Genomic DNA, 20,425 nt, shown 5'->3' on the forward strand with positions numbered 1-20,425 from the left:
TTTCGTGGTGGCGGCACCGACCAGCGGTGGCCCAAGTAGGTCCGCACCAGGGGGATTTCATGACGTACGACGCCGTCCGGCTCGACTCGGTCACCAGGAGGTACGGGAAGGTGACCGCGCTCGACGCGGTCTCGCTGGTGCTGCCCGCCGGGAGCTTCACCGCCGTCATGGGCCCGTCCGGCTCCGGCAAGTCCACGCTGCTGCAGTGCGCCGCGGGCCTGGACCGGCCGGACTCCGGCACGGTCACGGTGGGCGGCACGGAGCTGACCGGCCTGAGCGAGCGGCGACTGACGCTGCTGCGCCGCGAGCGGGTCGGGTTCGTCTTCCAGGCGTTCAACCTGCTGCCCTCGCTGACCGCCGGGCAGAACGTGGCCCTGCCCCTGCGCCTGGCCGGCCGCCGCGTTCCGAAGGCGCTGGTCCTCCGGGCGCTGGAGCAGGTCGGACTGGCCGACCGGTCCCGGCACAGACCCGGGGAGCTCTCCGGCGGCCAGCAGCAACGCGTCGCCCTGGCACGGGCGTTGGTCACCCGCCCGGCGGTGCTGTTCGCCGACGAGCCGACCGGCGCGCTGGACACCCGCACGGGCCGGGAGGTGCTCGGGCTGCTGCGCGGCATGGTCGACGGCGAGGGCCAGACGGTCGTCATGGTCACGCACGACCCGGTGGCCGCCGCGTACGCCGACCGTGTGGTGTTCCTGGTCGACGGCCGGATCGGCGCGGAACTGACCGGCGCCGACGCCGGCACCGTCGCCGCGCGCATGACCCGTCTGGAGGCCGCCCCGTGCTGAGCGTCGTCCTGCGCACCCTGCGCGTCCGCCGGACCTCCCTCACGGGCGCTTTCGTCGCGCTCGCCCTGGGCGTGGCCCTGCTCACCGTCATGGGCCTGGCCCTGGCCTCGTCGGCGTCCGCCCCCGAGCGGGCACCCGAGCGGTTCGCCGCCGCGCCGGTCGTCGTGACGAGCCGGGACACCGTGCGCGTACCCACCCCGGCCGGCGAGCGCACGGCCCGGCTCGCCCACCCGCGCCCGATCCCCGCGGGCACCGTGGCCCGGCTGCGCGCGCTGGGGCCGGTGGTGACGGACCGGTCCGCCACCGGCGTCCACCGGCTGGGGATCGAGGCCGACCCGGCGGCCGTCCGGGAGGCGGTGGGCGACAGCGCCCGCGTCCTCACCGGGCCCGCCCGCCGCCTCGCCGGACCCGGGCCGGAGCGCGACCGCGAGGCGCTCACCGCCATGAACGCCCTGTTCGGCACCGCGGGCGGGGTCAGCGCCTTCGTGTCGGTGTTCGTCGTGGCGTCCACCTTCGCCTTCGCCGTGGCCCAGCGGCGCCGGGAGTTCGCGCTGCTGCGCACGGCCGGGGCCACCCCGGGCCAGATCCGCCGGACCGTCCTCGCCGAGGCCCTGGCCGTCGGCACCCTCGCCTCCGCCACCGGCTGCCTCCTCGGCTCCCTCACCGCGCCGCTGCTGGCCGCCCGAGTGGTCCGGGCGGGCCTGGCACCGGCCTGGTTCACCGTCGGGGAGCACACCTGGCCGTACCACGCGGCCTTCTGGACGGGCCTGTTCGTCGCCCTGTGCGGGGCGGCCGCCGCCTCCTGGCGGGCCGGGCGCACGGCCCCCGCCGAGGCCCTGCGCGAGGCCTCGGCGGACCGGGGCCGGATCACCCGGGGCCGCCTGCTCTGCGGCACGGCCCTGCTGCTCACCGCCGCCGTCACCCTCGCCCTGTCCCTGACCGGCGACCCGGGCGAACTGCTGCACCGCAAGAGCCACATCAGCCGCCCCATGCTGCTGATCACGGCGGCGGCGCTGCTGTCCCCGCTGTGCGTGCGCCCCCTGGTGGGGCTGCTCACCCGGCTGCCGGGCGTCTGCGCCCTGCTGGTGCGCGAGACCACCGCCGCCGCGGCCCGCCGCACCGCCGCGCTCGCGGCTCCCGTCCTGATCACGGTCGCCCTGGCGGGGTCCCTCCTCGGCACGACCGCGACCCTGAACCGGGCCGGGGCGGCCGAGGCGCGGGAGCGCACCACCGCCGCGTTCGTCGTGACCCCGGCCGGCGACGCGGGCTTCGACGCGACGGCCCTGCGGCGGCTGCGGGCGGTGCCGGGCGCCGTGGTGTCGCCCTCGTCCGCGACGGCCGTCCACGTGCTGGAGGACGGCGTGGCCCTGATCCGCTCCGAGGCCCGGGCCGCGGCCCCCGCCTCCCTGGCCGCCACCGCCCGCCTGCCCCTCGCCGCGGGCCGGGTGGACGACCTCGACGACGACTCGATCGTCGTCAACGAGGAGTGGCGGCGGCACCGGGTCGGCGAACGGGTCCGGGTCTGGCTCGGCGACGGCACCCGGCGGACCCTGCGGATCGCCGCGGTCATGACCACCGGCACCGGCGACAACGGCGCCTACGTCACCCCGCGCAACGCCCGGGGCGCCCCCGTCGACCGGGTCGACGTGGCCCTGGCCGAGGGCGCGGACCCGGAGGCGGTGGCCACCGGCCTGCGCGCAGCGGCCGGCACCGGCCGGGTCCTCACCCGGGACGCCTGGCTGCGGGCCACCCACCCCGGGACCGAGCGCACCACCCGCCTGGGGCTCCTGCTGGTCCTCGGCATCGCCCTGCTCTACACCGGCATCTCGGTGGCGACCACCACGGCCATGGGCCGGTCCGACCGCGTCCGGGACCTGGCCGTGCTGCGGCTGACCGGGGCCACGCGGTGGCAGGTCCTGCGGCTGACCGCGGCCGAAGCACTGACGGTCGTGGCGGCGAGCGCCCTCCTCGGCCTGCTGGTCACCGGCGTCAACCTGGCCGGGGTGACGGCCGCCCTGGCCCTGCAGTCGGCCCCGCCCGCCCTCGCCCTCCCGTGGCCCGCCCTGGGCGCGACGGCGGCCGCCTGCGCGCTGCTCGCCGTGGTCTGCGCGGTCGTTCCCACGGCCCTCGCACTGCGCCGCCCGGCGGCGGACCTGGCGGGGATCCGCGAGTGAACCGGGCCCGGACCGTGGATCTCATCATGAGACCGACGACGGGAACCGCCCTACAGTGGAGCCCATGCGACGGACCTCGTTCGGCGACCGGCCCTGCTCGATCGCCCGCGCCGCCGACCTCCTCGGCGACGCCTGGACCCTGCTGGTGCTGCGCGAACTCTTCTACGGCGAGTCCCGCTTCGACGGTTTCATCGGCACCCTCGGCATCGCCCGCAACACCCTCACCGACCGGCTGCGCCGCCTGGAGGCCGAGGGCCTGATCGAGCGGCGGGCGTACCAGAGCGAGCCGGTGCGCCACGCGTACCTGCTGACGGACAAGGGCCGCGACTTCTTCGGCGTGCTCGCCGCGCTCAGCGCCTGGGGCGACCGCTGGCTGGCCGGCGACGCGGGCGCCCCGGTCGTCCTGCGCCACATGCCCTGCGGCCACGACACCGAGGCCCGGGTCGTCTGCTCCCACTGCGGCGAGCCCCTGCACCAGCGGGATCTGACCGCCCGCACCGGCCCCGGCTACCCGGACCGCCTGCTCGGCGACCCGGTCGTGCGGGCCCGCTTCGGCACCGGGCGCCCCCTGGGGGACGACGGTTCCGGGCGGGCCTGACACCGCGCCGCCCCCGGCCCGCCCCCGCTCGTGAGATAGCTCACGGGCGGGACCGGAGCCGCCGGACCGGGCTGTGCGGAGCCTCACCGGATCACGGGAAACAAGAATCGGGCCCCTGTGGTGACTTGCGTCACCACAGGGGCCCGATTCGCTGTGCGCGAGGGGGGAGTTGAACCCCCACGCCCTTGCGGGCACTGGAACCTGAATCCAGCGCGTCTGCCTATTCCGCCACCCGCGCATTGGGTGTGTCCTGGGCTCCGGCCCCTTGGGGCTGGCGCCTTCCGACACCCAGAACATTAGCACGCTGGACGGGGTGGGTTCACATCCCTTCTTCCCGCAGGCAGCGGCCCCGCCGAACCATCCGTGGCCCCGCCACGTATCAACGCGTGCCGCTTCACGTATCAACCTCGTACCGGTACCCGCTTCCTCCCCACGAGGCGGTCCGGGTCCACAGCCGGGTGCGGGACACTGGTCTCCGGCCGCCTCTACGATCCATGGCGGGAGTACCTGAAGCGGTTGCGCGCGGCAGTACCCCGGCAGGAGTTCGAAGGGGAGCTCCACAGGGAACTTCGTCATGCGTCGACACCCGTCGGCCGGCCTGACAGGGGGAACCAGCCGATCGACCGGCGCGTGGATACGATCAGTAAGCAGTACCAGGCAAGTGGCCCGCAGGGCAGTACACAGGACGGCAGCGACGGAGGAGGTGCCCCATGGGAGTCCTGAAGAAGTTCGAGCAGCGTCTCGAAGGTCTGGTCAACGGCACCTTCGCCAAGGTGTTCAAGTCCGAGGTCCAGCCCGTGGAGATCGCGGGAGCGCTCCAGCGTGAGTGCGACAACAACGCCACCATCTGGAACCGCGACCGGACGGTCGTCCCCAACGACTTCATCGTCGAGCTGAGCACGCCGGACTTCGAGCGGCTCAGCCCCTACTCCGGCCAGCTCGGCGACGAGCTCGCCGGCATGGTGCGCGACTACGCCAAGCAGCAGCGCTACACCTTCATGGGCCCGATCAAGGTGCACCTGGAGAAGGCGGACGACCTGGACACCGGCCTGTACCGGGTGCGCAGCCGTACGCTCGCCTCCTCCAGCAGCCAGCAGGGCGGCCCGGGAGCGGGCGCCGCGCCCGCCGCTCCGGCCGGCCGCCCCGGCGGCTACGGCTACCCGCCGGCCGCCTCCCCCGCGGGCGCCCCGCCCATGCCGGCCGCGCCGCCGCCCGGCGGCCGCCCCGGCGGGTACGGCTATCCGCCGGCCGCGGGCGCCCAGCGGCCGCCGGCCGCCCCGGCCGCCGGCGGACGCACCCGCCACTGGATCGAGATCAACGGCACCCGCCACCAGATCTCCCGCCCGACGCTCGTGCTGGGCCGCAGTACCGACGCCGACGTGCGGATCGACGACCCCGGCGTCTCCCGCCGGCACTGCGAGATCCGGACCGGAACGCCCTCGACGATCCAGGATCTCGGATCCACCAACGGCATCGTGGTGGACGGGCAGCACACCACCCGCGCTACGCTCCGCGACGGCTCGCGGATCGTCGTGGGCAGCACCACCGTTATCTATAGGCAAGCCGAAGGGTGAAGCGGGGGCAATGTCAGAGCTGACCCTCACGGTCATGCGGCTGGGGTTCCTGGCCGTACTGTGGCTGTTCGTGATCGTGGCCGTGCAGGTCATCCGAAGTGACCTGTTCGGTACGCGGGTCACCCAGCGCGGATCGCGCCGCGAGGCCGGCCGCCAGCAGCAGGCCGCCCGCCAGGCGCCGCCGCAGCAGCGCCAGCAGTCCGGCGGCGGCCGGCGCGGCCGCAACGCCCCCACCAAGCTGGTCGTGACCGAGGGCACCCTCACCGGCACGACGGTCGCGCTCCAGGGCCAGACCATCACCCTGGGCCGGGCGCACGACTCGACGATCGTGCTGGACGACGACTACGCCTCCAGCCGCCATGCCAGGATCTACCCGGACCGCGACGGCCAGTGGATCGTCGAGGACCTCGGCTCCACCAACGGCACGTACCTGGACCGGACCCGGCTGACGACTCCCACACCGATTGCACCGGGCGCGCCGATCCGCATCGGCAAGACCGTCATCGAGCTGCGGAAGTAGTGCTACATCATGGATAGGCGCGAGCGGAGCGAGCACGCAGTGGCGGGCCCCACCCCGGGCCCCGGCGCGCTCCCGACCGGAGGGTGGGCAGTGTGGCTCGACACGACCGGCTGTACCCGGAGCCGACAGGCGAGGTGCGCATGAGTCTGTCACTGCGCTTCGCGGCCGGATCGCACAAGGGCATGATCCGGGAGGGCAACGAGGACTCCGGGTACGCCGGCCCGCGCCTGCTCGCCATCGCCGACGGCATGGGCGGTGCCGCCGCCGGTGAGGTCGCCTCCTCCGAGGCCATCTCCACCATCGTCGCCCTCGACGACGACGTCCCGGGCTCCGACCTCCTCACCTCGCTCGGCACGGCGGTGCAGCGCGCCAACGACCAGCTGCGCTCGATGGTCGAGGACGACCCCCAGCTGGAGGGCATGGGGACCACCCTCACCGCCCTGCTGTGGACCGGTCAGCGGCTCGGCCTGGTGCACGTCGGCGACTCCCGCGCGTATCTGCTCCGTGACGGGGTGCTCACGCAGATCACCCAGGACCACACCTGGGTGCAGCGCCTGGTCGACGAGGGCCGCATCACCGAGGAGGAGGCGACCACGCACCCGCAGCGCTCGCTGCTGATGCGCGCCCTCGGCTCCGGGGACCACGTCGAGCCGGACCTGTCCATCCGCGAGGTCCGCGCCGGCGACCGCTACCTGATCTGCTCCGACGGCCTGTCCGGGGTGGTGTCCCACCAGACGCTGGAGGACACCCTCGCCAGCTACCAGGGCCCCCAGGAGACCGTCCAGAACCTCATCGAGCTGGCGCTGCGCGGCGGCGGTCCGGACAACATCACGGTCATCGTCGCCGACGTCCTCGACCTCGACACCGGCGACACCCTCGCGGGGCAGCTCTCCGACACCCCGGTCGTGGTCGGCGCCGTCGCCGAGAACCAGCACCAGCTGCACGACAACGGCATCATGCAGACCCCCGCCGGCCGCGCCTCCGGGCTCGGCCGCCAGGGACAGGGCGGCGGGGGCGGCGAATTCGGCCCGCCCGGCTCCGGCGACACCACCGGCTACATCCCGGCGGCCGGCTTCGACTACGACGACGGCGACTTCACCAAGCCCCGCAAGAAGGGCCGCTGGCTGAAGAGGTCCCTCTACGGCGTCCTCGCCCTGGCCGTCGTCGGCGGCGGCCTGTACGGCGGCTGGCGCTGGACGCAGACGCAGTACTACGTCGGCGCCGAGGACGAGCACGTCGCGCTGTACCGGGGCATCAGCCAGGACCTGGCGTGGGTGTCGCTGTCGAAGGTCGAGAAGGACCACCCCGAGATCGAACTCAAGTACCTGCCGCCCTACCAGCAGAAGCTGGTCAAGGCGACGATCGCCGAGGGAGACCTGAAGAACGCCCAGGCGAAGATCGAGGAACTGTCGGTGCAGGCCTCCGCGTGCAAGAAGGAGGCGCAGCGGCGCGAAGCCGAGAGCAACAACGCCAGGACCGGCGAAGGCGAGGCCGGGGGCACCACGGGAACCACTCCCGCCTCCTTCACGTCCAAGGCCACACCGACGCCGAACCCGTCGAACCCGTCGGGCTCGCCGTCGGCGCCTGAGAAGTCCACGCCCCCGACCACGACCGCACCCACTCCCAGCCCCGGCCCCAGCCTCTCGGAGGAAGAGCAGAAGGTCGTCTCGCTGTGCGGTAAGCAGTAGGCAAGCCGTGAGAGGCCCCGTCACACGATGAGCAGTACTTCCAACTCGCCGACGCACCACACGTCCACCATCGGCGCGATCGGCGCCCCGAGCCGCCGCAACACCGAGCTGGCGCTGCTGGTGTTCGCCGTCGTCATCCCGGTGTTCGCCTACGCCAACGTCGGACTGGCCATCAACGACTCGGTGCCGCCGGGCCTGCTGAGCTACGGTCTCGGACTCGGCCTGCTCGCCGGCGTCGGCCACCTGGTCGTACGGAAGTTCGCGCCGTACGCGGACCCGCTGATGCTGCCGCTGGCGACGCTGCTGAACGGACTCGGCCTGGTCGTCATCTGGCGGCTGGACCAGTCCAAGCGGCTCAGCAACTACGCCGAGGCCGCGCCGCGCCAGCTGCTGTACTCGGCGATGGGCGTGGCGCTGCTGGCGGTCGTGCTGATCTTCCTCAAGGACCACCGCGTCCTGCAGCGCTACACGTACATCTCCATGGCCGGTGCGCTGTTCCTGCTGATCCTGCCGCTCGTGCCGGGCCTCGGCGCGAACATCTACGGCGCCAAGATCTGGATCAAGATCCCCGGCCTCGGCACGCTGCAGCCCGGTGAGTTCGCGAAGATCGTGCTCGCGGTCTTCTTCGCCGGCTACCTCATGGTCAAACGGGACGCGCTGGCCCTGGCCAGCCGCCGCTTCATGGGCCTGTACCTGCCGCGCGGCCGTGACCTCGGCCCGATCCTCGTGGTCTGGGTCATCTCGATCCTCATCCTGGTCTTCGAGACCGACCTCGGTACGTCCCTGCTGTTCTTCGGGATGTTCGTCATCATGCTGTACGTCGCCACCGAGCGGACCAGCTGGATCGTCTTCGGTCTGCTGATGTCCGCGGTCGGCGCCGTCGGCGTGGCGAGCTTCGAGCCGCACATCCAGACGCGAGTGCAGGCCTGGCTCGACCCGATGCGCGAGTTCGAGCTGTCCCGCGCCGGCGTCCAGGACGGCGTCGTCCACTCCGAGCAGGCCATGCAGGCGCTGTGGGCCTTCGGCTCCGGCGGCACCCTCGGCACCGGCCTCGGGCAGGGCAACTCCGACCTCATCGGCTTCGCCGCCAACTCCGACTTCATCCTCGCCACCTTCGGCGAGGAACTCGGGCTGGCCGGCGTCATGGCGATCCTGCTCCTGTACGGCCTGATCATCGAGCGGGGTGTGCGCACCGCGCTCGCGGCCCGCGACCCGTTCGGCAAGCTGCTGGCCATCGGCCTGTCCGGCGCCTTCGGCCTCCAGGTCTTCGTCGTGGCCGGCGGTGTCATGGGCCTCATCCCGCTGACCGGCATGACGCTGCCGTTCGTGGCCTACGGCGGTTCCTCCGTGATCGCCAACTGGGCGCTGATCGGCATCCTGCTGCGCATCAGCGACACCGCCCGACGCCCGGCCCCCGCTCCCGCCGCCAACCCCGACGCCGAGATGACCCAGGTGGTCCGCCCGTCATGAACAAGCCCCTGCGCCGGATCGCGATCTTCTGCGGCCTGCTCGTGCTGGCACTGCTGATCCGCGACAACTGGATCCAGTACGTCCAGGCCGACGAGCTGAGGACCGACCCCAAGAACCGCCGCGTCATCATCGAGCGGTACGCCGCCCCGCGCGGCGACATCATCGTCGGCGGGAAGCCCATCACCGGGTCGGCCGAGACGTCGGGCAGCGACTTCAAGTTCAAGCGGACCTACAAGGACGGCCCGATGTGGGCGCCGGTCACCGGGTACGCCTCGCAGGCCTTCGGCGCCACGCAGCTGGAGTCCATCGAGGACGGCATCCTCACCGGCAACGACGACCGGCTGTTCTTCCGCAACACCCTCGACATGCTCACCGGCGAGAAGCAGGGCGGCGGCAACGTCGTCACGACGCTCAACCCCGCCGCGCAGAAGGCCGCGTTCAACGGCCTGAAGCAGCAGGGCGGCAAGGGCGCGGTCGTCGCCCTGGAGCCGTCGACGGGCAAGATCCTGGCGCTGGCCTCCTACCCGTCCTACGACCCGTCGTCCTTCGCCGGGAACTCCACGACGACGGACACCAAGGCCTGGCAGAAGCTGCAGAAGAAGAACAACCCCGCCGACCCGATGCTCAACCGGGCGCTGCGCGAGACGTACCCGCCCGGCTCCACCTTCAAGGTGGTCACCGCGGCCGCGGCCCTGGAGAACGGCCTGTACACGGACCCGGACGCCAAGACGGACTCGCCCGACCCCTGGGTCATGACGGGCACCACCACCAAGCTGCCCAACGAGGGCAACATCCCCTGCAAGAACGCGACGCTGCGGGTGGCGCTCCAGTACTCCTGCAACACCGTCTTCGGCAAGATCGGCTCCGACCTCGGCAACGAGAAGATGCTGAAGGAGGCGCAGGAGTTCGGCTTCGGCGAGGAGCAGTTCACGCCGGTCCGGGCCAACGCCTCGGTCTTCTCCGACGACATGAACCCCTCGCAGACCGCGCTGTCCTCCATCGGCCAGTTCAACACCGCCGCGACGCCGCTGCAGATGGCCATGGTCGCCTCGGCCGTCGCCAACGACGGCAAGCTGATGAAGCCGTACATGGTCGACGAGCTCCAGTCGCCCGGCCTGGACCCGGTCGAGAAGACGGACCCGGAGGAGCTGAGCCAGCCGCTGTCCCCGGAGAACGCCCAGATCCTGCAGTCGATGATGGAGACCGTCGTCGAGAAGGGCACCGGCTCCAACGCCAAGATCGACGGCGTCAAGGTGGGCGGCAAGACCGGTACCGCCCAGCACGGTGTGGACAACAGCGAGAACCCCTACGCGTGGTTCATCTCCTACGCCAAGAACTCCGACGGCAGCGCACCGGTCGCCGTCGCGGTCGTGGTCGAGGACGACAACGCCGTGCGTGACGACATCTCCGGCGGCGGCCTCGCGGCACCGATCGCGAGGAACGTGATGGAGGCGGTCATCAACGGCAAGAAGTGACCCCGCTCACGTCTGCTTCACATCGGTGCACGTTGCGATACCGGTCCTGTATCGGCTGACGGGCTTGGCCAGGTCACACAAAGCGAGCCGGGTACGGTAGGCCCGGACGGCAGCCTCCGACCGTACAAGCGTGCCGGTCGGGACCGACGGAGAGGGCTGGTAGGTAGCTATGGAAGAGCCGCGTCGCCTCGGCGGCCGGTACGAACTGGGCCAGGTGCTCGGGCGTGGTGGCATGGCGGAGGTCTACCTCGCGCATGACACCCGCCTCGGCCGCACCGTGGCGGTGAAGACGCTGCGCGCGGATCTCGCGCGTGACCCTTCCTTCCAGGCCCGGTTCCGCCGGGAGGCCCAGTCGGCCGCCTCGCTCAACCATCCCGCGATCGTCGCGGTCTACGACACGGGCGAGGACTACATCGACAACGTGTCGATCCCGTACATCGTCATGGAGTACGTGGACGGCTCGACGCTGCGTGAGCTGCTGCACTCCGGCCGCAAGCTGCTGCCGGAGCGTGCCATGGAGATGACCATCGGCATCCTGCAGGGCCTGGAGTACGCCCACCGCAACGGCATCGTCCACCGTGACATCAAGCCGGCGAACGTCATGCTGACGCGCAACGGCCAGGTCAAGGTGATGGACTTCGGCATCGCCCGTGCCATGGGTGACTCCGGCATGACGATGACGCAGACCGCGGCCGTCATCGGCACCGCCCAGTACCTTTCCCCGGAGCAGGCCAAGGGCGAGCAGGTCGACGCCCGCTCGGACCTGTACTCCACGGGCTGCCTGCTCTACGAACTGCTGACGGTCCGCCCGCCGTTCGTCGGCGACTCCCCGGTCGCCGTGGCGTATCAGCACGTGCGGGAGGAGGCCCAGGCCCCGTCCGTCTTCGACCCCGAGATCACGCCCGAGATGGACGCGATCGTGCTGAAGGCGCTCGTCAAGGACCCCGACTACCGCTACCAGTCGGCCGACGAGATGCGCGCCGACATCGAGGCCTGCCTCGACGGCCAGCCGGTCGCGGCGACGGCCGCGATGGGCTCGGTCGGGTACGGCGGCTACCCCGACGACCAGCCGACGACGGCCCTGCGCGCCGACTCCGGTGCCGGTGCCACGTCGATGCTGCCCCCCATGAACCCGGACGACGGCGGCTACGGCTACGACGAGCGCCCCGACCGGCGCCGCGGGCAGCAGCGCAAGTCCAGCACCTCCACGATCCTGCTGGTGGTGGCGGGCATCCTCGTCCTGGTCGGCGCGATCCTGATCGGCCGGTGGGCGTTCAGCGGCGACGGTGCGAGCGACGACACCCTGCCGGCTCCCAACTTCATCGGCGAGACCGAACAGAACGCCCGCAAACTGGCGACCAACTCCGACCTGGAACTGACGTTCTCGAAGAAGCCCTGCGAGAACCAGGCCAAGGGCAACGTCTGCTCCCAGGACCCCAAGGCCGGCACGGACGTCCAGAAGGGCGACACCATCGCGCTGGTGGTCTCGACCGGGGCGCCGAAGGTGGCCGTGCCGAGCGTCGTCGGCAAGAGCCTCGACGACGCGAGGGCCACGCTGGAGAGCGACAAGTACGAGTTCGAGGTCGAGACGAAGAGCAGGGAGTCCTCGGAGGACCCCGGCACCGTCCTGGAGCAGGACCCGGAACTGGGCGCGGAGGTGGAGAAGGGCTCCACCATCACCCTCGTCATCGCCAAGGCGGAGGCGAAGTCCACCGTCCCGGACGTGCTCGGCCAGAGCTGTGACGCGGCCAAGCAGCAGATGCAGGCCAGCGACCTGGTCGGCACCTGCACCGAGGTCGAGACCGACGACGACAACCAGGTCGGCAAGGTCATCGCGACCACCCCGCAGGCCGGCACCTCCGTCGACAAGAACTCGTCGGTCACCCTGCAGATCGGCAAGAAGAAGCAGGAACAGCAGAAGACGCGCGTCCCGCAGGTCGTCGGCCAGACCGTCGGCCAGGCCAAGCAGACGCTGGCGGCGGCCGGCTTCACGAACATCCAGTTCGCGAACGGCAGCGACCAGAGCGACAACGCCCTCGTCACCGGCCAGGACCCCCAGGGCAACCAGGAGGTCGACAACCCGGGAGGCACCACGGTGACGCTCCAGACCGTCGGCTTCGGCGGCAACAACAACGGGGGCAACAACAACGGCGGCGGCGGCAACGGCGGCATCTTCGGCGGCCTCAACGGCGACGACTGACGCACCCCGCTCATGCGAGAGCCCCGGCACCCTGAGGGTGCCGGGGCTCTCGTGCACTGCCGGGACGGGTCTCCGGGTCAGCGCCGGGTCAGCGCAGTTCCTTCGGTGGGGTCCGGTCCTCGTCGACCTTCTCGACGCGCTCCAGTTCGCCCCACACGACGTAGCGGTACGTGCTCGTGTAGACCGGTGTGCACGTCGTCAGCGTGATGTAGTGGCCCGGCTTCTTCCGGCCGGACTCCTTCGGGACGTTCGAGAGGACCTTGACGTTGAACTTGGACGTCTCGGGAAGGATCGCGTAGGTCTTGTAGACGTACCACTTGTCCTTCGTCTCGAAGACGATCGGGTCGCCCTTCTCGATCTTGTCGATGTTGTGGAACTTGGCGCCGTGCCCGTCGCGGTGCGCGGCGAGGGAGAAGTTGCCGGGCTTGCCCGACATCGGCAGGGTCGCCTTGACCGGGTCGGTGTAGTACCCGGCGACACCGTCGTTGAGGATCTTGTTCGAGGTGCCCTTCTCGACCAGAACCTCGCTGCCGCTCATCGCCGGCACGTGCAGGAAGCCGATGCCGTTCTTGGTGTCCAGCGCCCCCGGACCGCCGCGGCCGCGCGCCCAGTCGTCACGGACCTGGTCCGCCTGCTTGCCGGCCGCGCGGTCCGCGACGACGTTCGTCCACCACAGCGAGTAGACGACGAACAGGCCGAGGACCAGGCCCGCCGTGATGAGAAGTTCCCCGAAGAAGCTGACCACCCTCGCGATCGGGCCGGGCCGGCGGCGTGCCGCCGGCGGCCGGGACGCCGTGCCGGTGTGGTCTTCGTGCTCCGTGTCGGTGGTCGCTGCCACTGGTCATCTGCCCTTAACTGACGAGCGCATCCGGCTTGCCCTTGCTGCGCGGCCGTTCCTCGACCATCTTGCCCCAGACGATCATCCGGTACTTGCTGGTGAACTCCGGCGTGCACGTGGTCAGCGTGATGTAGCGGCCGGGCTTGGTGAACCCGGACCCCGTGGGGATCGGATTCAGGACGCTCGTGTTGCTCGGTGACGTCACCGGCAGGATCGAGGCCATCTTGTAGACGTAGTACTCGTCCTGCGTCTCCACGACGATCGGGTCGCCGGGAGCGAGCTTGTTGATGTAGCGGAACGGTTCGCCGTGGGTGTTGCGGTGCCCCGCGAGCCCGAAGTTCCCCGTCTTGTCGCCGGGCATCGCGGTCTTGAGCGCGCCTTCGGCGTAGTGCCCGACCATGCCCCGGTCGAGCACGCCCTTGCTGCTGGTGCCCTCCGCGATCGGCACCACCACGTCCAGCTTGGGGATGTGCAGGATGGCGAAGCCCTGCCCCGGCTCGAAGACACCCGGGTTGCGCTTGCCGCTGGCCCAGTCGTTCTGGAGGCTGCTGGCCTCCTTGCCGGCCTGGGCGTGCGCCCGGACGTTCGTCCACCACAGCTGGTAGGTGACGAACAGCAGCATCAGCACACCGGTGGTGATGAACACCTCGCCGATCGCCCGGCTGGCCACGACCGCCGCGCCCGGTTTGCGGGCCCGCGCCTGCCGCCGCGCCTCGACGCGTGACAGCGGAGCCCGGGCCCCTTCCCGGCCTGTGGCGGGCGCCGAGGCCTCCGCGGCGCTCCCATGGCGCCCGTGACGGCGTTTGGCGGCCTTCCTGCGGGCCGCGCGGCCTCCGGGGGCGGGACCGCCCTGCCGCGCGCGGGAAGCGGCCCGGGAGCCCGGTATGGGCTCTCCCGGAGCCTCCCCGTCCGCGGGCTGCGGATCCGGTATCCGCAGCGCCACCGTCTCCTCGTCGACGGGCGGCAGGAAGGACTCCCCGGCACCGGCCCCGTACGCCGCTGTGTACGGCCCCGGATCCGGCTCCGGCACGAAGGGCTGCGGCCCCGGCTCGTGGGGCTGCGGCCCCGGCTCGTAGGGCTGCGGCCCCGGCTCGTAGGGCTGCGGCCCCGTTGCGTGGGACCGGGCCTCCGGCCCCTGCGCGTAGGGCTGCGCCTCCGGCGAGTACGGCGGTGTCCGCGGCTGCCGCCCCGGCCGCGGATCCGCGCCGTACGCCCCGCCCGACCAGTCCTCCGACGCACCCGGCACCCCGTACGACTGCTGCCCGTACGAGGTGTCGGACTCGCGCTCGGGGCGCAGCGCGGTCACGCCGTGGCCCTGCCCACCACCGGGGCGAGCCCGGCCGACCTCGCCACCGCGCCCTGGTCGCCGCACTCCACCAGCCAGTTGGCCAGCATCCGGTGCCCGTGTTCGGTCAGCACCGACTCGGGATGGAACTGCACGCCCTCGACCGGCAGTTCACGGTGCCTGAGGCCCATGACGATGCCGTCGTGCGTGCGGGCCGTGACCTCCAGCTCGGCCGGAACCGTCGCCGGCTCGGCGGCCAGGGAGTGGTAGCGCGTCGCCGTGAAGGGCGACGGCAGGCCCGCGAAGACGCCCCCGCCGCTGTGCTCGACGAGCGAGGTCTTGCCGTGCAGCAGCTCGGGCGCCCGGTCCACCACACCGCCGTACGCCACCTGCATCGACTGCATGCCCAGACAGACGCCGAAGACGGGCACACCGGTCGCGGCACAGTGCCGGACCATGTCCACGCACACCCCGGCCTGCTCGGGCGTCCCGGGCCCCGGGGAGAGCAGGACCCCGTCGAAGCCGTCCTGGGCGTGTGCCGTGGAGACCTCGTCGTTGCGCAGGACCTCGCACTCGGCGCCCAGCTGGTACAGGTACTGGACCAGGTTGAAGACGAAGCTGTCGTAGTTGTCGACGACGAGAATGCGCGCGCTCACTGGTTGTCCACCGTCACATCGTTGAAGGGCAGCAGCGGTTCCGCCCACGGGAAGACGTACTGGAAGAGGACGTAGACCACGGCCACGACCAGGACGAGCGAGATCACTGCCTTCACCCACGTGTTCCCCGGCAGATGCCGCCAGATCCAGCCGTACATGCCGTCCCTTCCGTCGTACCACGGCACCAGACCCACGCCGTACAGCCACCAGACTAACGGCGCAGCGCCTCAGGTTTCCCGGCCTCCACGGGCTGGGTGGAGTCCAGGTGCGCCCAGACGATCAGCCGGTGGCTGTGCCCCCACTCGGGTTCGCACGTGGTGAGCGTCAGATACCGGCCCGGACGCGTGTACCCGGAAATACGGGGGAGAGGGTCGATCACCTCGATGTCGGAGGGCACTGTTTTGTACGGGCCTTTGTCGATCCGGTACGTGAACCAGGTCGTGCCGTCCGTCAGCACCACCGCGTCCCCGCGCCTCAGCCGGGGAAAGTCCTTGAAGGGGTCGCCGTAGGTGCGGCGGTGGCCGGCGACGGCGAAGTTCCCCCGCTGCCCGAGCTGGGCGGTCTCCGCGTAGTGGCCGAGCCCCTTCTTCAGGGTGGAGGTCGCGGTGCCCTCCAGCACCGGTTTGTTCCACGTGAAACCGAGCCGCGGGATGTACATGATCGCGAAAGGCCTGCCCTTCACGTAGGGCTCGGGCTTCTCGGGGCCCGCCGGTGAGGCGTCACGCGGCGGGCGGGGCTTCGACCACTCCTCGCGGAGCAGGTCGATCTGGTCGTCCATGACGCCGTCGGCCCGCACGCCCGTCCAGAAGAGCACGTAGACGACGAACAGCACGATCAGGGTGCCGACGGTGAGGCAGAGTTCGCTGAGGGTCCTGACGATCACGCGCACCGGCGGCTCCCCCGGCCTGGGCTGCTACTCCACGGGCTTCGCGTAGTGCAGATCCACTGTGCCCGAGTAGCCGGGCAGAGTCACCGGGCCGTTCTCCTCGACTTTCCATCCGAGCCCGTAGACATTGACGTAGACCATGTAGTTCTGGATCGCCGGGGACGCCGCGAGGGCCTTCCTCAGCTTCCCGGGGTCACCGACCGCGGTGATCTTGTACGGCGGCGAGTAGACGCGGCCCTGGAGGATCAGGGTGTTGCCCACGCAGCGCACCGCGCTCGTGGAGATCAGCCGCTGGTCCATGACCTTGATGCCCTTGGCTCCGCCCTGCCACAGCGCGTTCACCACGGCCTGCAGGTCCTGCTGGTGGATGACCAGGTAGTCGGGCTGCGGCTCGGGGTAGCCGGGCAGCTTGGCGGTGGCGTCCGGCGGGGCGTCGTTGAGCGTGACCGTGAGCGAGTCGCCCGTGAGCTTCTGCGTGCCGGCGCGCTTCTCGAGGGCGGCGAGCTTCTCGTCCTCCGCCTTGGTGGAGCCGTCGTCCCGCTCGGCGAGCGCCTCTATGTCCTTGCGCAGGGCACCGTTGGTCTCGTCCAGCTCGCCGTTGGCCCGGCTGCGTTCCTGGATCAGGTCGGACAGCTTCAGCAGCGAGGTGTCCGAGCGGATGTTGGTGCCCTTGGCGGTGTTGAAGCTGGTGAAGAAGATCAGCCCGGCCAGGGCGAAGACGGCTGCCGTGAGGATCCGCACGGGCCGGAAACGGCGCGCGCGCTCAGGGGTGGATCCCGTCCCGGGGGAGTCGGCAGAATTGCTCAACGTACCCTTATCTCCTTCGGCGCGGCGGAAGCACTACGCTAACGGACGCCCGGGGGAGCATTCGGAGTCCCCTTACGCTGCCCCGAGACCGACCCAGTTACCTGCGCGGCCACGCAGCGCATCGACAGGAGAGACCCTCGTGCCGAAGTCACGTATCCGCAAGAAGGCCGATTACACGCCGCCGCCGTCGAAGCCGACGACCGCGATCAAGCTGAACAGCCGCGCCTGGGTCGCACCGGTCATGCTGGCCATGTTCCTCATCGGCCTGGCCTGGATCGTCGTCTTCTACGTCACCGACGGCTCGCTGCCCATCGACTCCCTGGGCAACTGGAACATCGTGGTGGGCTTCGGCTTCATCGCCGCCGGATTCGGCGTCTCGACCCAGTGGAAGTAGCGGTCACCGGAAGGTGAACGCAGCTCTGCCCAGGGCTGTTCGCTGATTTATCCACAGCGGTTATCCACATGGGGAAAAAGAAAGACGATCTGTGGATAACTCGTCGGGCGTTGACGCCGGTATGACGGAAGTACCGCGACTCGAAAACATGTTCGCCCCCTGGCTGACCTGCGGAAACACGGGTCGGTGACAGGGGGCACATGTGTTCCCGCACACTGTGCACAAGATCCGGCACCCGCTGTGGACAACGGGCGCGCTCAGCTGAGCTGGGCCGTCCTCAACACGGTCACCAGCACCACGACCGCCAGGACCAGGGCACACGTGCCGTACTGGATCAGCGCCCGGCGCTCACGCGGTGCGTGGACCATGGCGTATCCGATGACGACACCGGCGACGAGGCCGCCGATGTGGGCCTGCCAGGAGATGTTGAAGCCCGGGCTGAAGGTGAAGATCAGGTTGATCGCCAGCAGCGCGATGATCGGCCGCATGTCGTAGTTGAGCCGGCGCATCAGCACGGCCGTGGCGCCGAAGAGGCCGAAGATCGCGCCGGAGGCGCCGAGCGTGGCCGTGTTCGGCGCGGTCAGCAGGTAGGCCAGCGCGCTGCCCGCGAGGCCCGAGACGAGGTAGAGCGCGAAGTAGCGCACACGCCCCAGGGCCGCTTCGAGGGGGCCGCCGAGCCACCAGAGACTGAGCATGTTGAACGCGATGTGCCAGATCTCCTGGTGCGTGAAGACCGACGTCACCATGCGGTACCACTCGCCTCCCGCCACACCCTGGGTGGGAGTGAAGGGAGCGGGCGGCCAGGCACCGAGCAGGACGAGGTCGCCGAGGAGCGACTCGTGGACCTTGACGGCGATGAAGACCGCCAGGTTGATCCCGATGAGGATCTTCGTGAGCAGGCGGGGATCGGAGGCGATGGTGCCGCCCGCCAGGGTCCGGGGCATCGAGGCCGAGGGGGCGTGCCCGGTGCCGGAGCCGGTGCGGACGCACTCGGGGCACTGGAAACCGACGGAGGCGTTGACCATGCACTCGGGGCAGATCGGGCGCTCGCAGCGGGTGCAGCGGATGCCCGTCTCACGGTCCGGGTGGCGGTAGCACATGGGGACGCTGTGGGCGTCCTGCGGGCTGCCCGCAGCCTGCTCGTCCATGGGATCCCCTCGGTCGTGGTGGAAAAAGCCCGCCCTGCCCATCCCTACGGATGAGCAGGGCGATTGGTTCCCTGCGAAGGCCCCGGTGGGCGCCTCAGCGGGTCTCGATCACGACGGACTCGATGACCACGTCCTGCAGCGGGCGGTCGGTGCGCGGGTTCGTCTGCGTGGTGGCGATGGTGTCCACGACCTTCTGGCTGGCCGCGTCGGTGACCTCGCCGAAGATGGTGTGCTTGCGGTTCAGCCACGCCGTCGGGGAGACGGTGATGAAGAACTGCGAGCCGTTGGTGCCCGGGCCGGCGTTGGCCATCGCCAGCAGGTAGGGCTTGTCGAAGCGCAGGTCCGGGTGGAACTCGTCCTCGAACTGGTAACCGGGACCGCCGGTGCCGTTGCCCAGCGGGTCACCGCCCTGGATCATGAAGCCGCTGATCACCCGGTGGAAGACCGTGCCGTCGTAGAGCCTGTCCGTGGACTTCTGGCCCGTCTCCGGGTGCGTCCACTCCCGCTCGCCCTGGGCGAGCTCGACGAAGTTCTTGACCGTCTTGGGGGCGTGGTTCGGCAGCAGCCGGACCTCGATGTCGCCGTGGTTGGTCTTCAGGGTGGCGTAGAGCTGCTCAGCCACGATCTGCCTTCCGTTGTCTTTCTGTGACTCCCTGATCCTCGCATGGACGGGCCCCCGCGTCGCCCGGCCTCGGCGCAGCGGGGGGAAACCCTCGGCGGGCGGTCACAGAAAACCGGTCGAGTAGTCCCGGGGCGGGGGCGCGCCGCGACGATCCGTGGCATTGTCGACGACAAGCTCCTGTTGCCCCCTTTTCATCCGCTCTCGCACGTGATCGGCACTGGATGCCGGTTTCCGTGACCCGGATGCCCGCCCGCGCATGCCTGGTAGTGCACCCGGAGGCATGATCCGTAAAAGGGTGGAAAGTCGAAATACCGTACGCCACCGAGGAGGAGGAACCCGTGACCCGCATCGACAGCGTGCGCGCCGCGACTGGTTCGGCGAAGGACAGCGTGCTGCACGCCGCGGAAGTGGTGGCGCCCTACGCCGACACGGCCAAGGACAGGGCCGCGCACTACGCACACGAGGCGCGCGTACGGCTGGCGCCCAAGGTGACGCAGGCCGCCGGGCAGGCACGTGTCCAGTACGGCGCCCATGTGCAGCCCTATCTGGAGCAGGCCCGCTCACACGTGCCGCCGAAGGTCGACCAGGCCGCCCACGAGGCCGCCGTCCGCACCCGCAAGGCCGCCCGTCAGGCGGCGGAGTACTCACGGCCGAGGCTGGAGCAGGCGATGGCCGCGGCCGTGCCCGTGACGAGCGAGGCCGCCGCCCGCAGTGCGGCCGCGATGGCCGCGCTGCGCGGTCAGGTCTCGTCGAAGGAGATCCAGAAGCTGGTCCGCCGGCAGGAACGGCGGGCGAGGGCCGGTAAGGCCGTGAAGACGCTGGTGATCCTCGGCGCCCTGGCGGGCGGTGCTTTCGCCGCGTGGAAGTGGTGGGACAAGCAGGCCAACCCGGACTGGCTCGTCGAGCCGCCTGCCGCGACGGAGGTCCCCGAGTCCAACCGCCTGTCCGCCGTGGACGGCACGGGCCAGTCGGCTCTCGACCCCGAGGTCCAGGCCAAGGAGGCCGAGGAGGAGGCCGCCCAGCGCGACGACCGTTCCTGACCGTCGCCGAACAACAGCACGGCGGGGCGGGAGACTTGAGGGCATCCCTCGGGTCTCCCGCCCCGCCGCGCTGTTTCACGTGAAACACCCGCGCCCGCGGGGACGGACGCACGAAAAAACGCCCTCCGTATCTGCGTTTCCGCAGCTCGGAGGGCGTTTGCCGTGGAGCCTAGGGGAGTCGAACCCCTGACATCTGCCATGCAAAGACAGCGCTCTACCAACTGAGCTAAGGCCCCGGAAGAAGACGTCCGACCGGAGATGTCTC

At 70.8% G+C, this 20,425-nt stretch carries 19 protein-coding genes and 2 tRNA genes; 11 read left to right on the plus strand and 10 right to left on the minus strand.

The window, feature by feature from the left end:
- Positions 1-59 precede the first annotated feature (59 nt).
- The 3 genes from ACIGAQ_RS22125 to ACIGAQ_RS22135 all read left to right on the plus strand — a co-directional run bounded on the left by ACIGAQ_RS22125 (position 60) and on the right by ACIGAQ_RS22135 (position 3,557).
- Positions 60-785: an ABC transporter ATP-binding protein gene (locus ACIGAQ_RS22125; protein ID WP_399785278.1), complete on the plus strand. Its 726-nt coding sequence runs from the start codon at positions 60-62 to the stop codon at positions 783-785.
- Positions 779-2,959, plus strand: a complete 2,181-nt coding sequence (locus tag ACIGAQ_RS22130; RefSeq protein WP_399785281.1) for an FtsX-like permease family protein — start codon at positions 779-781, stop codon at positions 2,957-2,959. The genes ACIGAQ_RS22125 and ACIGAQ_RS22130 overlap by 7 nt, the downstream gene beginning before the upstream one ends.
- A 64-nt stretch (positions 2,960-3,023) precedes the next feature.
- Positions 3,024-3,557, plus strand: coding sequence for a winged helix-turn-helix transcriptional regulator (locus ACIGAQ_RS22135; protein ID WP_399785284.1), 534 nt, complete (start codon positions 3,024-3,026; stop codon positions 3,555-3,557).
- Between the two features lie 154 nt (positions 3,558-3,711).
- Here the strand turns inward: ACIGAQ_RS22135 and ACIGAQ_RS22140 are convergent.
- A tRNA-Leu gene (locus ACIGAQ_RS22140) sits at positions 3,712-3,795 on the minus strand.
- A 472-nt stretch (positions 3,796-4,267) separates the two neighbouring features.
- On the opposite strand from ACIGAQ_RS22140, the gene ACIGAQ_RS22145 reads away from it, so the two are divergent.
- From ACIGAQ_RS22145 to pknB, 6 genes are all read left to right on the plus strand, one after another.
- A complete protein-coding gene (locus ACIGAQ_RS22145) occupies positions 4,268-5,131 on the plus strand; it encodes a DUF3662 and FHA domain-containing protein (protein ID WP_311682542.1) in 864 nt (287 codons plus the stop codon).
- A gap of 10 nt (positions 5,132-5,141) precedes the next feature.
- Entirely contained in the window at positions 5,142-5,651 is a 510-nt protein-coding gene (locus tag ACIGAQ_RS22150; RefSeq protein ID WP_094054765.1) for an FHA domain-containing protein, read from the plus strand.
- A gap of 140 nt (positions 5,652-5,791) precedes the next feature.
- A complete protein-coding gene (locus tag ACIGAQ_RS22155; protein WP_311682545.1) occupies positions 5,792-7,339 on the plus strand; it encodes a Stp1/IreP family PP2C-type Ser/Thr phosphatase in 1,548 nt (515 codons plus the stop codon).
- 27 nt (positions 7,340-7,366) lie between these two features.
- On the plus strand, positions 7,367-8,809 hold the full coding sequence (locus ACIGAQ_RS22160) for an FtsW/RodA/SpoVE family cell cycle protein (protein WP_094054767.1): 1,443 nt from the start codon (positions 7,367-7,369) through the stop codon (positions 8,807-8,809).
- Positions 8,806-10,284, plus strand: coding sequence for a penicillin-binding protein 2 (locus ACIGAQ_RS22165; RefSeq protein WP_362275949.1), 1,479 nt, complete (start codon positions 8,806-8,808; stop codon positions 10,282-10,284). The genes ACIGAQ_RS22160 and ACIGAQ_RS22165 overlap by 4 nt, the downstream gene beginning before the upstream one ends.
- 169 nt (positions 10,285-10,453) lie before the next feature.
- Positions 10,454-12,484: a Stk1 family PASTA domain-containing Ser/Thr kinase gene (pknB, locus tag ACIGAQ_RS22170; protein ID WP_399785289.1), complete on the plus strand. Its 2,031-nt coding sequence runs from the start codon at positions 10,454-10,456 to the stop codon at positions 12,482-12,484.
- An 88-nt stretch (positions 12,485-12,572) separates the two neighbouring features.
- Here the strand turns inward: pknB and ACIGAQ_RS22175 are convergent, their stop codons facing one another.
- The 6 genes from ACIGAQ_RS22175 to ACIGAQ_RS22200 are packed head-to-tail and all read right to left on the minus strand — an operon-like array spanning position 12,573 to position 16,956.
- Entirely contained in the window at positions 12,573-13,322 is a 750-nt protein-coding gene (locus ACIGAQ_RS22175; protein WP_362275945.1) for a class E sortase, read from the minus strand.
- A 13-nt stretch (positions 13,323-13,335) separates the two neighbouring features.
- Positions 13,336-14,628, minus strand: coding sequence for a class E sortase (locus ACIGAQ_RS22180; protein ID WP_399785292.1), 1,293 nt, complete (start codon positions 14,626-14,628; stop codon positions 13,336-13,338).
- A complete protein-coding gene (locus ACIGAQ_RS22185; protein WP_311682558.1) occupies positions 14,625-15,263 on the minus strand; it encodes an aminodeoxychorismate/anthranilate synthase component II in 639 nt (212 codons plus the stop codon). Before ACIGAQ_RS22185 ends, ACIGAQ_RS22180 begins: the two co-directional genes overlap by 4 nt.
- Positions 15,260-15,457 (minus strand): hypothetical protein, encoded by a 198-nt coding sequence (locus tag ACIGAQ_RS22190; RefSeq protein WP_033309918.1) that lies wholly within the window; start codon positions 15,455-15,457, stop codon positions 15,260-15,262. The genes ACIGAQ_RS22185 and ACIGAQ_RS22190 overlap by 4 nt, the downstream gene beginning before the upstream one ends.
- 17 nt (positions 15,458-15,474) lie before the next feature.
- Positions 15,475-16,152 (minus strand): class E sortase, encoded by a 678-nt coding sequence (locus tag ACIGAQ_RS22195; protein WP_311682560.1) that lies wholly within the window; start codon positions 16,150-16,152, stop codon positions 15,475-15,477.
- 24 nt (positions 16,153-16,176) lie between these two features.
- A complete protein-coding gene (locus ACIGAQ_RS22200) occupies positions 16,177-16,956 on the minus strand; it encodes a DUF881 domain-containing protein (RefSeq protein WP_399785296.1) in 780 nt (259 codons plus the stop codon).
- 139 nt (positions 16,957-17,095) lie between these two features.
- On the opposite strand from ACIGAQ_RS22200, the gene crgA reads away from it, so the two are divergent.
- Positions 17,096-17,350 (plus strand): cell division protein CrgA, encoded by a 255-nt coding sequence (crgA, locus tag ACIGAQ_RS22205; RefSeq protein WP_311682564.1) that lies wholly within the window; start codon positions 17,096-17,098, stop codon positions 17,348-17,350.
- 257 nt (positions 17,351-17,607) lie between these two features.
- Here crgA and ACIGAQ_RS22210 read toward each other — a convergent pair whose 3' ends face one another.
- Together ACIGAQ_RS22210 and ACIGAQ_RS22215 are read right to left on the minus strand one after the other, a co-directional pair.
- Positions 17,608-18,498: a rhomboid family intramembrane serine protease gene (locus tag ACIGAQ_RS22210; RefSeq protein ID WP_362275934.1), complete on the minus strand. Its 891-nt coding sequence runs from the start codon at positions 18,496-18,498 to the stop codon at positions 17,608-17,610.
- A 94-nt stretch (positions 18,499-18,592) separates the two neighbouring features.
- Complete coding sequence (locus tag ACIGAQ_RS22215; protein ID WP_094054779.1) at positions 18,593-19,120, minus strand: peptidylprolyl isomerase; 528 nt, start codon at positions 19,118-19,120, stop codon at positions 18,593-18,595.
- A gap of 338 nt (positions 19,121-19,458) precedes the next feature.
- Between ACIGAQ_RS22215 and ACIGAQ_RS22220 the strand changes: the two genes are divergently transcribed.
- The gene (locus ACIGAQ_RS22220; RefSeq protein ID WP_311682571.1) at positions 19,459-20,160 is read left to right on the plus strand and encodes a DUF5324 family protein; all 702 of its coding nucleotides are present in this window, start codon (positions 19,459-19,461) and stop codon (positions 20,158-20,160) included.
- Positions 20,161-20,323: 163 nt separating this feature from the next.
- On the opposite strand, the gene ACIGAQ_RS22225 is transcribed toward ACIGAQ_RS22220, so the two are convergent.
- Positions 20,324-20,396: transfer RNA gene (locus ACIGAQ_RS22225), tRNA-Ala, on the minus strand.
- Positions 20,397-20,425: the final 29 nt, after the last annotated feature.

It is taken from the genome of Streptomyces sp. NPDC085932 (assembly GCF_044540525.1).
GTDB classification, from domain to species: Bacteria; Actinomycetota; Actinomycetes; order Streptomycetales; family Streptomycetaceae; genus Streptomyces; species Streptomyces levis.

What these genes read in the sequence shown, in the direction of transcription:
- ACIGAQ_RS22125 (WP_399785278.1), top strand. Translation starts at nt 60, where the DNA reads ATGACGTACGACGCCGTCCGGCTCGACTCGGTCACCAGGAGGTACGGG.
- ACIGAQ_RS22135 (WP_399785284.1), top strand. Translation starts at nt 3,024, where the DNA reads ATGCGACGGACCTCGTTCGGCGACCGGCCCTGCTCGATCGCCCGCGCC.
- ACIGAQ_RS22145 (WP_311682542.1), top strand. Translation starts at nt 4,268, where the DNA reads ATGGGAGTCCTGAAGAAGTTCGAGCAGCGTCTCGAAGGTCTGGTCAAC.
- ACIGAQ_RS22150 (WP_094054765.1), top strand. Translation starts at nt 5,142, where the DNA reads ATGTCAGAGCTGACCCTCACGGTCATGCGGCTGGGGTTCCTGGCCGTA.
- ACIGAQ_RS22155 (WP_311682545.1), top strand. Translation starts at nt 5,792, where the DNA reads ATGAGTCTGTCACTGCGCTTCGCGGCCGGATCGCACAAGGGCATGATC.
- ACIGAQ_RS22160 (WP_094054767.1), top strand. Translation starts at nt 7,367, where the DNA reads ATGAGCAGTACTTCCAACTCGCCGACGCACCACACGTCCACCATCGGC.
- ACIGAQ_RS22165 (WP_362275949.1), top strand. Translation starts at nt 8,806, where the DNA reads ATGAACAAGCCCCTGCGCCGGATCGCGATCTTCTGCGGCCTGCTCGTG.
- pknB (WP_399785289.1), top strand. Translation starts at nt 10,454, where the DNA reads ATGGAAGAGCCGCGTCGCCTCGGCGGCCGGTACGAACTGGGCCAGGTG.
- ACIGAQ_RS22210 (WP_362275934.1), bottom strand. Translation starts at nt 18,498, where the DNA reads ATGGACGAGCAGGCTGCGGGCAGCCCGCAGGACGCCCACAGCGTCCCC.